This is a genomic window from Streptomyces sp. NPDC091376 (assembly GCF_044757085.1).
Classification (GTDB): domain Bacteria; phylum Actinomycetota; class Actinomycetes; order Streptomycetales; family Streptomycetaceae; genus Streptomyces; species Streptomyces pratisoli.
Window position 1 is genome coordinate 91,909 of sequence record NZ_JBIVUF010000019.1, and the last position, 13,976, is coordinate 105,884.

Sequence of the window (13,976 nt, forward strand, 5' to 3'; positions counted from 1 at the left end):
GAGCGACGATCCAACGCCAGCGAGACTTCAGGCTACTCCCCCATACGCCCGATCGCCCTTCGCACCATTGTGCCGGAGGGTGCAGACACCACAACGGTAATGGAGCCGGATGCTACCGAATGATGGTCAGTAGCCCTGCTAGCGTGCCAGGATTTCAGCGTTGCTACAGACCTCTATGGTGAGCTTGTTCTCGGCAAACGAGCGCAGAGCATCCATGATATTTTACAAATCCGAATCTCTCGCTGCACATTGAGCCACCGCAGCGATGACCTGCAGCTCGATTGCCACATCGATGGCGAGAGCAATTGATCTACAGCAGTGTCAGTCGTCCGGATCCAGGGACTCGTCCACTAGGCACAAAGACGGAACGAGCTCTTCTCGAGATCAACCCACCCTGCTTCCCCTTGCCCTGGCAGACTCGAATTCAGCCTTCAGTCGCCTAGGGATCGGATCCCAACTGATTGTGCTGCGGAATTCGATTCGCGTCACGTAAAGGCGAGGGCCAGGGTAACGGCGTTACCGGCAAGATAGAGAGCTGTCGTCACCGTAACAGCAACGTAATTGACATGCCGAGCGGTACGGGCGCGCGCTTCGTCGTTGGCGGTCCACACAAGGTAGGTCGTGACAGCAACGCCGATCAACAAGTAGAGGAGGGTGATCAGGTGGATCTGATCGATCAATGTCACACCGAACGGGGCTGCGCCCGAGACGGATGTCCGAAGGTTGACCACGACAGCGAACAAGGCGGCTCCGAGGATTCCGAACCGCGGAGCCGCGACCTTCATGAACTCGGGCGACCAGATGAAATAGGAAATGAGGGCGATGAGGAATGCGACATACACAGGCCACGCCTGTCTGATGAATCCGGCGACGTCGACTCGCGCGATGCCGATTTCGATCACGAATTGACTATAGCGACTACTCTTCCCTTGGGTGATCCGAGGATCTCCGAATGAAGTCTTGTATGTATGCCTGTCCACTTTGACTTGGAATTTTGTAATTTCGAATCCGCCGAGTTGGATGGCGGCCGGATCGTAGCCGGAGTTGACGGCATCTGCGACGTACGAAAATTCCGAATCACTGAGTTCGGAGTCTTCCACCAGAATTCTGATGTTTTGCTTGTCGAAAGGGTACTCGCTCAGGTCGAATTCCTGTCGAAATGTTCCCGAGATCTTGACCTGCGACCAGTATTTGTCGCCGACTTTTTCGAGAGAAGCAGAACTCTGACTCACCTGGGTGGCATTGACGAAATCCAGGCGTCGCGTGGCATCCATTTCATCGTGCGGGCATACAGCCCAAAGCCAGAAGTCGGCGTTAACTGTTCGAGGAGATACTTCGAAATCATATAGATCCGTGACGTAGGCGCCAATACGGCATGTTCTGGCATCCGCCATCGTCTCCTGCGGATCGTGCGCCAAAGCGATCAGCACCAATAGCCCGAACAGGCCAAGGAGCCGCCCCGCGAGATGCTTGTACGATCTAGACGCCTTAACTGGATGGGCCGTGGTTTTCCGGGTGAGGCGGCGTCGAGAGATCTGCACAGCCATACGCTACGACCGCCACGGCGGCCGTGGGCGGACCGGCTTGCGGCTTCAGGCAACCGAGTGGAAATGGCAACGCCGTCCCGCCTCGACCTCGCCGACATCACCCTCGCCCCAAGCCCACACGCCAGGGTGGAAAGGCTCCCTACGTTGTGCTGTGGGACCGGGTGAGCCCTTCGTTTGGTTGACCCCCAGGGGTGCCCGGGGGGTGGTTCAAAAGGCTCTGCCGTCTGTGGCTCGCACTGATTGGCCGCCACCGGAGGCGACAAGGCCGTCTTCGCCACCCGTCACCGCCTCGCCGGCTTCGGCGACGTCGCCCCGGTCCCGCGCGACTCCGGAAAGATCAGCGGCAACCTGCGACGCCCGCAGCGATACAACCGACGGCTCCAGCGTGTCCTCTATACCTCCGCATTGTTCAGCATCCGACGGTCCGAGGAGTCCCGCCGCTTCTACGACCGCAAATGTGCCGAGGGCCAGCACCATACCCAAGCCCTCCTCGCCCTCGCCCGCCGCCACGTCAACGTCCTCTGGGCCCTCCTCCGCGACGGACGGTGCCACGAGCTCACGCCGCCAACAGCCCTCGCGGCTTGACAGACGACATCAGGGAGTGCATCAACGATGCCGTGATCGCGCGCTGCGCGGATGTCGTTGACGGCTCCGTCGTGGTCCCGTTCATTGACTTCTTGTCAGTCTGGCGTTGGCCAGTTGGTGCACCCACTGGGGGGTGTCCTCTCCCCGCCTGCAGTGAGCGGCGGCTTCGCGGGTATACCACGAGAGGATGGAGCGGATGCGTTCGATGATGTTTCTGGTCATCGCCATTTCTTCCGGTTCAGGTTGGCTGTGAAGGGCTGCGGGTGGTCTCTCGGCTTTGGCATGGGGTGAGGCGATCGCTATGCCAAGTCGAGGGATCTGTCCCAGGGGCGGTTGCCCTGTGGTCGTCTCTTGCTCGGGTCGTGGAGAGGAGCGCGCACGCGATTCCGGCCGCTCCTTCGAGCATTCCGGGCGCGTTGAGGGCGAGGGGTGGGCCCTCTGTCGGTGTTCCCGCCGGTGTGGTGGTGATGAGGCGGCGGAAGGTGAAGTCCGCTTGGCTGTCGGCGTAGGGGGTGGGGCCTTCGAGTTCCCACTGGTCTTGGTCACGGGCCAGGGCCGCGTTGAGGACGGTGATGGCGGTCCGGCACCAGTCCGGCAGGCGAAGGGCGACGCCGACGTGGTGGACGGCGGCTGCGACGCCGGGGGAGCCATAGCACCAGGCGTTGCGTGTGTAGGCGGACGTATCGCGTTGGCGGGCGGTCTGCTGGGCCAGGCTGACCGGGGCGGGCCAGTAGGGGCCCGCGTCGTCGTGAAGGAGCCAGTCCAGCAGCCATCGCGTGATGTGTTCGATGGCGTTGCGCTGGCCTTCGACTTCGCGGCGGTGGTTCAGCGCCGAGCAGAGCGCCGCGAGGGGGCCGGTGATGCCGTGGGCCATGCCGAGGACATCGGTTGCCCTGCGTGCCAACCGTGTGAAGGACAGGGCCCGGTCGAACCGCGCTGGCGCATCGGGCCCGTCGATCTTCTTGATGAAGACTCCCACGCCCCCCGAGGTGATCCCGTCCCAGTTCTCGTTACGGCCTGGGAAAGCCACGAGGCCGCCGCGTATCAGTGATCCCCAGCCGTGGCGCTCGATCACCGCTTCGATCTCGGGCACGCCTCGCGGGTCGGAGGGAGCGATCTCCGTAACGGCCGACATTTCCGCTCCTGATCCTTGAGACGTTGAAACCCTGCGAACCAACGTGCCCGATACCTGCCCTATCGGGCATGTGCTGTTCAGTGGATCCGCCGGTGGACAGCCTCTTCCCCCGCCCCGTCGTCTCTCCTCACCCCAGGTACGTCTGACAAACCGGCAGCGGGTGCGGACGGCGCGTCCGCGCGGATGTGACCGTCGCGAAACCGGCGGGCTGCCCCAGGCCGCGCCGCGAGGTGCGGAGCCGGCCAACTCTCCCTTGGCCGCGGCCGGGAGACCTCGCTCGTGAGGTCTCCCGGCCGCGGTACTCGTTGGTGGATCGCCTCCGCCGGATAATCAGGTGGGAAGACGCCTCACCCGACGACGTAGACGTCGGGGTCACCGTCGAGGATTTTCTCGACGGTTTCGATCTCGAATCTTCCGCCACCATCCCCCGGATTATAGAACTTCAGCAATTCAACCGTTTCGCCCCCAAGATATCCATAGATAACTCGCCAGTGGAGATCGGACCCGCCAATCATCAGAATCTTACCCTCGTCGACCCAACGCACGACGCTACGCACATCAGGATTCTTGACATATTCACGAGAGACTCCCTTCGGAAATTTCGGACGACCGAAGAGACTTTTCACGCCATGAAGCAAATCAAACGGAATCTGTTCATGAACATCAGCCTTGGGGACCCCACTCACGGCCGCCTTCTGATATGCCTTCGCATATTCGATCAAATCCTCGTTCGACCGGTGCTCGCATCCCTTGCTGAAGAGATAGAGGTCCATGCATTCAAGGAGCGTCGGCGTCACTTGCCCCTGGGTCGCCCACGCGCAAGCCGTCGCGGTAGCCGCCGCGTAGCAGGTCATGGATTCCTGTGGCACGGCAAGTTCTCTATTGAATCCGCTCGCCTCCCCGTTCATAGCGTAAGGAATGGGATGACTCTCTTCGGGACGTAGGCTGGGAGCCTTGATCGGCTGCATGTAGTACTGCCTGCATGCCATGCACTGGAACTTCGTCGCGCTCGCGCACTCTTCGTCCATGGGTGCCGACTGGTCGCATTCACCCTGCGGGGCGGAACAAAGGTAGACTTTGTTTTTGAATCCTCCACTACTGTAAAGAACGGGCAGCCCTTCAAAACAGATGGGGCACTTCATATCGCCGCCCTCATCGTCCGATTCCGTTTGACCGCTATCATCACCCGAATCAACCGATACCGATACGAGATTGACGTGGATGGGAATGGATTCGCCGACTCCGTTCACTCGGACGAGGCGCGGCCTCGGATCACCACCGTCTTCAAAGGTGACGAGCGCCCGGCTGGCCAGGGTCAGAGGGGCGCCGTCGGCAAGAATTTCGTACTCATTTCCGCCATGATGGAAACGTAGGTTCTGTTCACGCGAAGGAGTCACCCACACGGGCGCGACTACAGGCGACCCGGCATCGACACGTACCACGACCTGCTGACCGTCGTGGAGCAATCCACGCCCAAATTGTTCGCAAGAGAACACCGCCGGCCACATGACTCCTTCAGCATCACTGTCGGAATCCGTAAATATGTCACCGCCACCGACATACACGTCGGAGTTTCCATAGTCGCCATACATCGAGACGCAATCTTCCTCGCAATCCCTGAATTCGAGCATCCCTCCGTTCGCCACCTCGACGAGGCGAGGATTCGAGCCTTCGACGAAGGCGACAACAAGCTCGCACCCAAAAGACACAGGAGCACCTCCACTCCATATGTCATACACACGTCCCGAACGGGAAACCTGCAGGCAGAACGTGCCGTCCGCACCATTTCCAGCCAAAACCTCAAGAGCGGGACCCTGCGGCTCGACGTCCACCACCAAGGCCGAACCGTTGTGGTTCAATTGACAGCCCATCGATGATTCAATTAAGTTGAAATCCGACAGGTGCATGCTTGCCCTGGCTTCCGAAGTTTCCATCAAGTCACCCTTTTCCATCACATTTGGATTCAATTTTATGCCGCGTCCTATTTGACACGTGCATCATCAGGCGGCCTTTGACGCATGACCCCGCACCTCACGGGCATGAGGAGTCCGGTGAGCAACGCGCCGTTTCGGGACGGGGAACGCAACTCCCGAATACGAGGGGCCATAGAGACTGATGACAGTCCACCCCCGGCCATGCCGGAGGGCGCCGCCGTCGCCCGATCCGCGCCAACGAGCGTGACTGCGATGGTCGGCACAGTCATTCATTGCTGAGATCGACGCCAACGCAACAAACGTGGCCTGTCGGCCTCGGCCAAGCGGGTTGCCATGGAGGAAGCCGACACGGCGGATGCGGCCGGTGTGGCTGTGGCGCGGCGAGAACCTCTGGTCACGCTCGGATCAGAGGCTCCGGCTCAAGGCCTGACCGGTTGTGTCCCGTTGCCAGGGAGCGTGGCCGCGCGAGGGGGCACGGCGAGTACGGGGCAAGCGGCGTGCGAGAGGCAGAATCGGCTCACGGAGCGACGGGGAAAGATCCGGCGGCGTGACGTGGGAGTGCCGATCACCAGCAGGTCGTCTTCTCGGTCGGCGGTCCGAACGAGCACGGGCCCGGCGGGCCCCAGAGGCGTCGTGCTGTCGAGCCTTACCGCAGGACCCGGAGCGGCCTCGGCAAGGATCGCATCCAGACGTTCCTTCGCCTTCTCCCGCTCCGCGGCGAGTGCCTCAGGGACGTGCACTGTGCTCTGCCAGGCGAGCACAGCGAGAACGTCCGCTTCGCCGCGCGATGCCTCCTCCAGCGCGAATCGCAACGCGGCAAGGCTGCTCGGCGCGCCATCGATGCCGACAACAATACGGCGGAAACCGCGAAAGTCAGTGCTCATGGAACCCTTCCGGAGATGGTGTTCGCGGAGTCGGAGGTGCGGTCCACCCCTCTGCCGCTGGCCCGTGGCTCCGCTCATCGTGCGGACCGCCCTGGCCTTCGGGTATCCGCCGGTCGATGGCACGGCGGATGAGGTTTCATCAACCGGTCCGGCCGCCCTCAGGCGCATCTGGGCGATCTCACGCACGAAATTCCCAAGCGTCACCTGGGATACTCCCGCCCGGCTGGCCGGCGAGCCGGCGCAGCAGTATGACGCTCGTCCCGTATCGACAATTGCCCCGCAGTGAGCCACGGGAAAGCGATGGCGCCGCAGCCTTGCCCCGTGCCCCGCCCACACGATGGGCCGGCGAATCGGACACGAGAGGCGTGTGGGCCCGGGGTGGGTTTCGCCGGGAGGTATCCGTCCGACCGGTACTCCGCGCGCCAGTCCGCCCGTTGTCCCCACGTCTCCAGGTCCGCTGGTGCTCTCGCCGCACACCCACGTGGGAGAACGTCTCCCCTCCGTGTGCTTCGGACCTGGTCGAGCCGGATCGGGACCACTACAGTCCGCCTCGATTTGCCTGGGGCCGGTCATGGAGCTTCTCAGCCCTCCACACCGGCCATGCGGACACCCCGGGTTGTCCGCACGGTCAGGTCTCCAGTCGCCCCGCCTCTTTGCCCGGAGTGCGCTGCAGGCCCTACCCCTCCAACGCTGGTGTTTCGGGTCCCGTGCAGTACGTGATCACGGGCCCTGCTGGTGCGCGTGTTGAGCTCGGCACCGTCTGATGGGCCGTTTCGGGGTGAATCGCGCCTCCTCCGCAGGCGGGGGCGTTGTCCCGAGGCAGCCCGGGCGGGGCACCTGCGTGTCGCGGTGCATGAGGCGGCCACTCGAACTCGCCGCATGCTTCGCGGCTCACTTCATGCACGGCCGTGAGCCATGTCTTCGAACATGGCCGCGCTCAGCTCCTGTACGACGGTGAGGAGCGTGGCTGCGGGGAGTACCGGGCACCTGGCCTTTCGTTGGCCGTTCGGACGGTTCAGGGTGACCGCCGTGGTGCATGGGACCTCCCTCTGCCAGTTGTTTCCACGTCCAGGGCTGCTCGAGCCAATCGTGATCTCCAGGGGGATGAACCGCTCGGCCAGGCTCCGGTCCCAGAGAAGGCGGCTCCCTGTACGGATCCGCTGGCCTTCCAAGGCGTCCAGCACGGTGCTCTTGACCACCTGATAGGCCTCGGTGTTGAGCACTCGCTCCCAGGCGATGAGTGCCCCGTCCACGGTCTCGTAGCCGCTGCCCGGGATCCAGCCGAAGGAGAGTGTGGCCTGCTTGGCGCCCGCTAGGAGCATGTCGGCAAGACCGCCGCCCAGATCCGCGTAGGCGGATCTGTGGTCATCGCTGAAGCGGCTGACGGACAGGGAGACCTGGAGCGGGAGGTCGAACTCGTCCACGTCGGTCGGGAGGCCCGTCGTCCCGCGCTCGTGTTTCTCGAGTTCGCCGTAGAGAACGAAGCAGCTGTTTCCTTGGGCTGCCGTTTCCAGGCGTTCCACGAGTTGGATGTGGGTTCCGAAGACGTGCTTGTCCGGCCAGCAGTTCAGGTATCGCATCACTGTGCCTGTATCGGTGACTGTGAGCGTCTTTCCAGAACCGAAGTCGACGGCAACTGGCGCGATAGTGGACTTGTAGTAGCGCAGGCGGTCGCCGGCCGTCTGCACACCGCCGTGCAGATAGTTGCGTATCCCTGTGACTGGGGCGCCCTTGAGTTTGCTGGCGATGAGCCAGGATGTCCCGCCGGATTGAATCGGCATCAGGTGTCCCCAGAAATTCCCCTCCTGCCGAACCCTTTCCACGTACGCATGGACGGCGTCGAGGGTCCGCTTCCGGGCAAGTGCCCGTGCCAGTTCCTGATCCAGTTCCGAGGTTTCCATGTCTCTGCCTCACTCCCCTGGTGATCCGGGATTCATCGAAGGTTTCCGGTAACGGTGAACCCGGCACTCTCGAGCTCGAGTTGCTTCCGAAGCACTTCTTCGAACGCGGATCCGAGCCAGTCGGGTTCCTGTCGGAGCAGGCTCCGGACGGCGTCCGCGAGAGCGGGATTGTCCTCGATGATCGGCAGCAGGTACTCGTCTGTGAACAGCGTGCCCAGTTGGGAACCGACCGCCGCTACGAACTCCGCGACCCCTGCCTCGACCTGGGCCTCCACGGCCGCGTCCAGTTCGCTAGTGGACTCGCCCCCGCCATGCCCGTCGAACGACTCGGGTGCGAGCTCGCATGTCTGCCCGGCACCGTGCCATGCGACAGCCCGCGCGTTCGCCGGCGCCCTGTCCTGACGTGCGCCGGCCCAGGCTGCGTGCAGCCATTCATCGAAGTTCTCGAGCCGGTACAGTCCGCCTCTGAACAGCCCGACGCGGTCAAGGTAAGGGCCCCATCCCTGTTCGGTGGCGACGATCTCGGCGACCCAGTCGTCCCACATGCGAGAGGGTTCGGTCGGCAAGTCTTGGACGAGAGCGAGTCCGTAAAGGTCGGCCAGGGCGGTCTCGAACGGTACGGCCTTGAACCGCTCCTCGATCGCTGACCACTCCGCCAGCAAAGCCTTACGGAGTTCAGCCGTGGAGTGTGCGTCGTGGCCCATCACAGCGGAGACACTCCGCAGCTCGACAACGAACCTGCCGTCACGCGTGTACGGGGGTAGGTCGTCACACCAACTCTCCAAGACCTCGACGGCCTCGGGAGCGGGGAGTCCGCTACAGCAGACGGCGATCACCAACTGCTCGAATCCGACGAACAAGTCGTGACGGTCGTATTCGGGAAAGTATTCCTCGAAGGTTCTCGGCATATGCCCGCTCCCTTGCAGTGACCGGTTTCCGATCACTGTAAGGAAGGGTAGGCGGCGGCTGCGCCTCCACGATGTCCTCTTGACGCAGACCATCGGCCATGGTTCGTCTCACCGTCGCCTGGCCCACCGATGGATCGATGCCTCCCCCGCCTTCATCCCTTGACATCCGTGGAAACATGAGGCGGAGGCCTGATCGGGGGAGCCTTGTTCGTCCGGCTTCTATGCCGATGGGGGGCTTGGCGCTTTGGGGGCACGGAGGGATGGTTGACGCAGTTGGCCCGTCACCTTTCCTGAAAGGAAGAAGTCATGTTTGAGTTCGCTGGTGGATACTTCGGTTTCATGTCCGACGAGATCGTCGCCGTCACTGACTGACAGGCCACCCTTTCCGAGGGAGACGGCAAGTAAGTCAGTAAGTCGTCTCCGGTCTGTGCCGGGTGGCGGTACCGGTTAAGCGGTCCTTTCCTAGTAGGAGAGGACCGCTTTCCGTTGTGGATGGGTGTTCGGTGATGGTGTACCCCGGCGGCCGGTCGGGAGGATCCGGTGGATGTGCTCGCTGACGGTGTCGAGGTCGCGAATCCGTTCCGGTGGCTGGAGGGAGGGGCCGCTGGTCAAGGAGTGACTGGCGGGCCTGGAGACGTTGTCCGCCTTCGCGGAAGGCAATGGTCTACGTGTTTGTGCTTTCGTCATTTCTGACAGAACTGGTGGACGTGGGCGGTGTGATGTCACCGGTGACCTCACCCTCGGGTGTTCCGCGGGCGACCGTCGGCTCTTTCTGAGCAGGAAGGCCGGGCAGGAGCTGCCTCTGGTGATGGTCGCCGACGGAGCCCAGCCCCGGGCGGGTTCTGCTCGATCCGGTCACGTTCTGCTTCTTCGGGTCGACGGTCCTGGAGGTGTGGAGACCGTCGTGGTCCGGCCGGCTCCTGTCCTTCCAACCCTCCAGCCGTGGCCAGGAGCGGCCTGACTTGCATGTCTGGGATGTCGAAGCCGGAGCTGCAATCAGGCACATGCGTCTTCCGGGGAGGCTCGCACCGGTGGCCAGACTCCCCGACGGCACCGGATTCTTCTAAGTCGCGGGTGGACCAGAGGCTGTCGCACGCCAGGTCGCATTCACCGTCTCAGCCGCGCCCCCGGGCGAAAACAGGTCGTTTGCGAAACCCCATACGGGCAGCTGACGGTGGCTCTCGACGGGGACGGACAGTGGTTCTCGGTGAGCTGCGCGCCGGGTACGCAGAGCGGGAACACCGTCTATTTGGCCAGGTTGAGCAAGCCGGGAGAAGGAACTGGGGCTGGGACGCGCACAGGCGCCCCCCGTCTCGAGAGGAGGCCGTGACGGGGGCCTGGGCAACGGGAGCGGAACCATGGCTCTGGCACAAATGATGCCCCGGCCACGGCCCTTGCGCGAGGGTCGGCGCGCCGTCTGTCTGGGTGACGGTGTCGGCGGCTCGTGCAGCGGGCTCCGGGGCAGTCCCTCCGGCGGGCCACGCTACGGCCAGCATGGAACAGCCGACCTGGTGGCGGTCGCCGCTGCCTCCTCCGGTGAGTCCGCCGCTCGGCACATGTCAGGGTACGGCCGCGGTACTGGGGGTTTCAGTTCCGTCGGCTCGGGGCCGTGCTCACAGTCGTGGGCTCGCGGGGCAGGTCTGTGGGTCCGGGTACGTACCCCTTTCCCCCGCTGGTGGTCGGGGCGGGGTCGCCGTTCGGACAGTGGAGAGCCCGTCTCGCAAGGTTCCTCGGGTCGGGTTGAGGGCCGTGTACGTGAGGCCGGACCCGGTTGGTCGGGTCCGGGCCTTGTGAGGGCCTGCCGGCCTGCCGCATCGTGGGCCTACGCAGGTTTCAGAGACGTTGCCGGGGTCGACGCGTGTCGGGTCGGACGTCATGGGAGGACTTGGTGTGCTTCGACGCGACTGCTACCCCCCGTGGGGCGTTTCCGACGGGGATGGTGTCGGTGACGGTGTTGGTACGCGTGTCGATCACGGACACCGTGTTGTCGTTGGCGTTTGTGACGTAGGCGGTGCGCCCGTTGGGCGCGAACGTTACCGCGAGGGGGGCGTTTCCGACGGGGATGGTGTCGGTGACGGTGTTGGTACGCGTGCTGACGACCGAGACCTCTCCTTGGGCGAAGTCGCTGGTGACGTATGCGGTGCGGCCGTCGGGTGAGACGGCCACGCTCTGGGGGGCGCCGACAGGGATGGTGTCGGTGACGGTGTTGGTACGCGTGCTGATGACCGACACGGTCTCGTCGCCGAAGTTGGTGACGTAGACGGTGCGGCCGTCGGGCGTGACCGCCACGCCTCCCAGAGGGGTGTTACCTACGGGGATGGTGGCGGTGACGCTGTTGGTGCGCGCGCTGATGACCGACAGGGTGTCGTTGCCTGAAGCGGGGACGTAGACGGTGCGACTGTCGGGTGAGACCGCCACCCCCTGGGGGGCGAATGCGACGGGGATGGTGGCGGTGACGCTGTTGGTACGCGTGCTGATGACCGACACGCTGCCGTCGCCGTTGTCGACGACGTAGGCGGTGCGGCCGTCGGGTGCGACCGCCACCGCGGACGGGCCGTCGCCGACAGGGACGGTGGCGGTGACGCTGTTGGTACGCGTGCTGATGACCGAGACCGTGTCGTCGACGAAGTTGGTGACGTAGGCGGTGCGCCCGTCGGGGGTGACGGAGACTGCGAACGGGCCGTCGCCGACGGGGATGGTGGCGGTGACGCTGTTGGTACGCGTGCTGATGACCGAGACCGTGTCGTCCTCGGAGTTGGTGACGTAGGCGTTGTTCGTTTTCCTGCCCTGGTCGGCGTGCGCGGATGGGAAGCCTGGGGCTGGGAGGGCGAACGCGACACATAGTGCGGCGGTGACCTTCAGTGTCCAACGCCGGGAGTTCCGTCGGCTGGTTGTCGTGGAGGTCTCTGTCACCAGCCCCTTGGGCGGCTGGACTTCGGATGTGGTCACGGGGAGCCTCCAAGCATCTCGACATGCGTGGTTCAGCGGTGCCGGACGGTCTCCGGCAGTCGTGCCCGGAAAAGCCCTCTGGCCGAACCCCGGTCGGTCTCAGGTCGCGGCCGAATTCGATGGCGTGTCTGAGGCTGACGGGACGCCAGCCCAGATCATCCTCGGCGTCCGTCATGGTTGGCGCACGCAGACACGCGCATCCGGGGTAGAGGGGCACCGCGCGTGTTCGCCGCACGCAGCGGGAGGCCGGCGCTCGCCTGGTGGATCCCGATCCGCGGGCGTGGCCTCGAATGACGTCACCTCCGAGGTAGGGGGCGCTTGTGGCCGTCCCCGGCGAACGGGACCGGGTCGGGATTCATGCTTGGCGTCGCTTCTCGGCTGGCGGACGGCCCGTGGCGGACATGGTCGATGGCTTTGATTGGTTGGCGAGCCGGAATCGGTTACGTGAGCGGTGTCCGTGACACTCGGCTCGTGTCTCGCTGTTCATGACCCGCGGACTGTTGATCTTTTACTGGGGCTCGTGCCATTACCGATGCGTGTCCGGGCTGCGCACATGGTGGTCGGGAAGCGCGGTCTTTCAGGCAAGCGGGATAGACGGCGATCTACCCGCAGGTTTACCCGTTCCCTCGCGGTCGGGAGGAGTCTCGAATCTAGACTCAAGATCCAGCCGACAGGTGTCAACGCGAAACTGCCCGCGCTTCGAAGCTGAGCTCATCCATGGACACAGCAGATAAAGAATGACGGGGAAAAACGATGACTACTCACATTGTCTGCTCGGGACACGGATCCTTCTCCAAAAAGTCTGGATTCGATAAGATCGTCCCCGAGGGATCGCTTTTGCATATCTATACTTCCTTCGGAAAAACCACCGCAGACAGCAACGGTAGGCTCATCGAGAGCTTTGACGAAGTCCTTGCCAGCGTGGATCGGCGGGAGATCCATCCAGGTCGCAAATACCCGAACCTGAAGCTCACTACACCTCTCAAACTGGCGATTCATCGACTCCCCCCAGACGGCATTAAAGGCGACAACGGAAACCTCTATCTCCAAATCATCCCCGGAGAGAACGGAGTTCCCGACGAAATTTTCCTCGACTGGGTTTTCCAGAAATTCCCGGACTCCATAATTCATTGGGCAGCTTGCGTGGCTGTTGAACTCAAAAACACAGGGGGCCGCTGGGTCGGAGTGAACAATGTTCAGCCCAACCTCGGTCACAGCCTCGACGAGTCCACAACGCCTCAGTACTCCACGGCCATCCCCCACGCCGACGAGGACGGAATCGCACGTCTGCACGAAGTGAAGGCTGTGAACAGGGCTGCGTTCCCTCACTACGGCAACATCGCCGCATACGCCGGGACCCTCATGCAGTTCGCGCACTGCTCCAACGCGGAGGAGGTCGCGTCGACCTACTACGGGCTTCCCGAGAGCGAGAGACGCGGAATGCTGATGAATGAGGCATCCAAGGGGTGGCTGCACAGCTACGGCATTCACACCATGGACCCACCGATCGCCGAATCCGCGTCGCCCTCCCTCGACGCACGGGACATCGACTGGTCGGCCATCAGATGGATGAGTGCCAGCAGCATATCCAGCATGTTCGACGGGGAGCTGAACACCCGGCTGTACGGCTACCTGATTCCGGAATTTCTCCCCGGGGGTGGCCATTCCGTCATTCACACGTCGATCGACGAGAACGGCGGTCTCGTCGATGTGTGCGAGGACGAGATCGAGGCCGTCCATGAGATGCTCCGGGTGAACATCGCGGAGAAGTCGTCGCTGTTCTGGATCGATTTCGACGGGGAGCGCATGGTCGTGGACGGATCGTACGATTCGCTCTCCCTGGGACAGCTGATCGCGACAGGGCTGAACGATGCTCTCGGGGCGCCGTCCAGTATCACCCGACACACGATCGCCTATTCGGTCGAGTCGGAGGAAAGTGCCTCGGGGTACGGATCGGACGACGAGGAAGATGAGTTTCACGGACAGCGCCGATTTCGATTCACCGTGGACTTCGTGTAGCCCCTGACGTTCGGCCGGGGGTAAGGGCGGCCGTGACATCGCGTGCGCGGGGCCTCGGCGTGATCATTCGTTCCGTTCGCCCCTACTGTCCGGTCGATGGCAGCCCCATTCCCG

At 63.3% G+C, this 13,976-nt stretch carries 8 protein-coding genes and 2 pseudogenes; 2 read left to right on the forward strand and 8 right to left on the reverse strand.

Features of this window, described 5'->3' with window-relative positions; translation table 11 throughout:
• Positions 1 to 485 precede the first annotated feature (485 nt).
• Positions 486 to 1,541: a hypothetical protein gene (locus ACIQMR_RS31750; RefSeq protein ID WP_401394592.1), complete on the reverse strand. Its 1,056-nt coding sequence runs from the start codon at positions 1,539 to 1,541 to the stop codon at positions 486 to 488.
• 246 nt (positions 1,542 to 1,787) lie between these two features.
• On the opposite strand from ACIQMR_RS31750, the pseudogene ACIQMR_RS31755 reads away from it, so the two are divergent.
• A pseudogene (locus tag ACIQMR_RS31755) lies at positions 1,788 to 2,132 on the forward strand (transposase); the annotation flags it as partial.
• Here the strand turns inward: ACIQMR_RS31755 and ACIQMR_RS31760 are convergent.
• The 7 genes and pseudogenes from ACIQMR_RS31760 to ACIQMR_RS31790 all read right to left on the reverse strand — a co-directional run.
• Positions 2,108 to 2,200: pseudogene (locus tag ACIQMR_RS31760) on the reverse strand (IS5/IS1182 family transposase); the annotation flags it as partial. The pseudogenes ACIQMR_RS31755 and ACIQMR_RS31760 sit on opposite strands and share 25 nt — an antisense overlap.
• A 170-nt stretch (positions 2,201 to 2,370) precedes the next feature.
• Positions 2,371 to 3,225, reverse strand: coding sequence for a lanthionine synthetase LanC family protein (locus ACIQMR_RS31765; RefSeq protein WP_401394595.1), 855 nt, complete (start codon positions 3,223 to 3,225; stop codon positions 2,371 to 2,373).
• A 389-nt stretch (positions 3,226 to 3,614) separates the two neighbouring features.
• Positions 3,615 to 5,201, reverse strand: a complete 1,587-nt coding sequence (locus ACIQMR_RS31770; protein WP_401394597.1) for a hypothetical protein — start codon at positions 5,199 to 5,201, stop codon at positions 3,615 to 3,617.
• 419 nt (positions 5,202 to 5,620) lie between these two features.
• Positions 5,621 to 6,658, reverse strand: a complete 1,038-nt coding sequence (locus tag ACIQMR_RS31775) for a universal stress protein (RefSeq protein WP_401394600.1) — start codon at positions 6,656 to 6,658, stop codon at positions 5,621 to 5,623.
• 323 nt (positions 6,659 to 6,981) lie between these two features.
• Entirely contained in the window at positions 6,982 to 7,986 is a 1,005-nt protein-coding gene (locus ACIQMR_RS31780; protein WP_401394603.1) for a hypothetical protein, read from the reverse strand.
• Positions 7,987 to 8,018: 32 nt separating this feature from the next.
• Entirely contained in the window at positions 8,019 to 8,894 is an 876-nt protein-coding gene (locus ACIQMR_RS31785) for a hypothetical protein (protein WP_401394606.1), read from the reverse strand.
• Between the two features lie 1,833 nt (positions 8,895 to 10,727).
• Positions 10,728 to 11,843: a beta-propeller fold lactonase family protein gene (locus ACIQMR_RS31790; protein ID WP_401394609.1), complete on the reverse strand. Its 1,116-nt coding sequence runs from the start codon at positions 11,841 to 11,843 to the stop codon at positions 10,728 to 10,730.
• A 753-nt stretch (positions 11,844 to 12,596) separates the two neighbouring features.
• Between ACIQMR_RS31790 and ACIQMR_RS31795 the strand changes: the two genes are divergently transcribed.
• Complete coding sequence (locus tag ACIQMR_RS31795; protein ID WP_401394612.1) at positions 12,597 to 13,862, forward strand: putative adhesin; 1,266 nt, start codon at positions 12,597 to 12,599, stop codon at positions 13,860 to 13,862.
• Positions 13,863 to 13,976 lie beyond the last annotated feature (114 nt).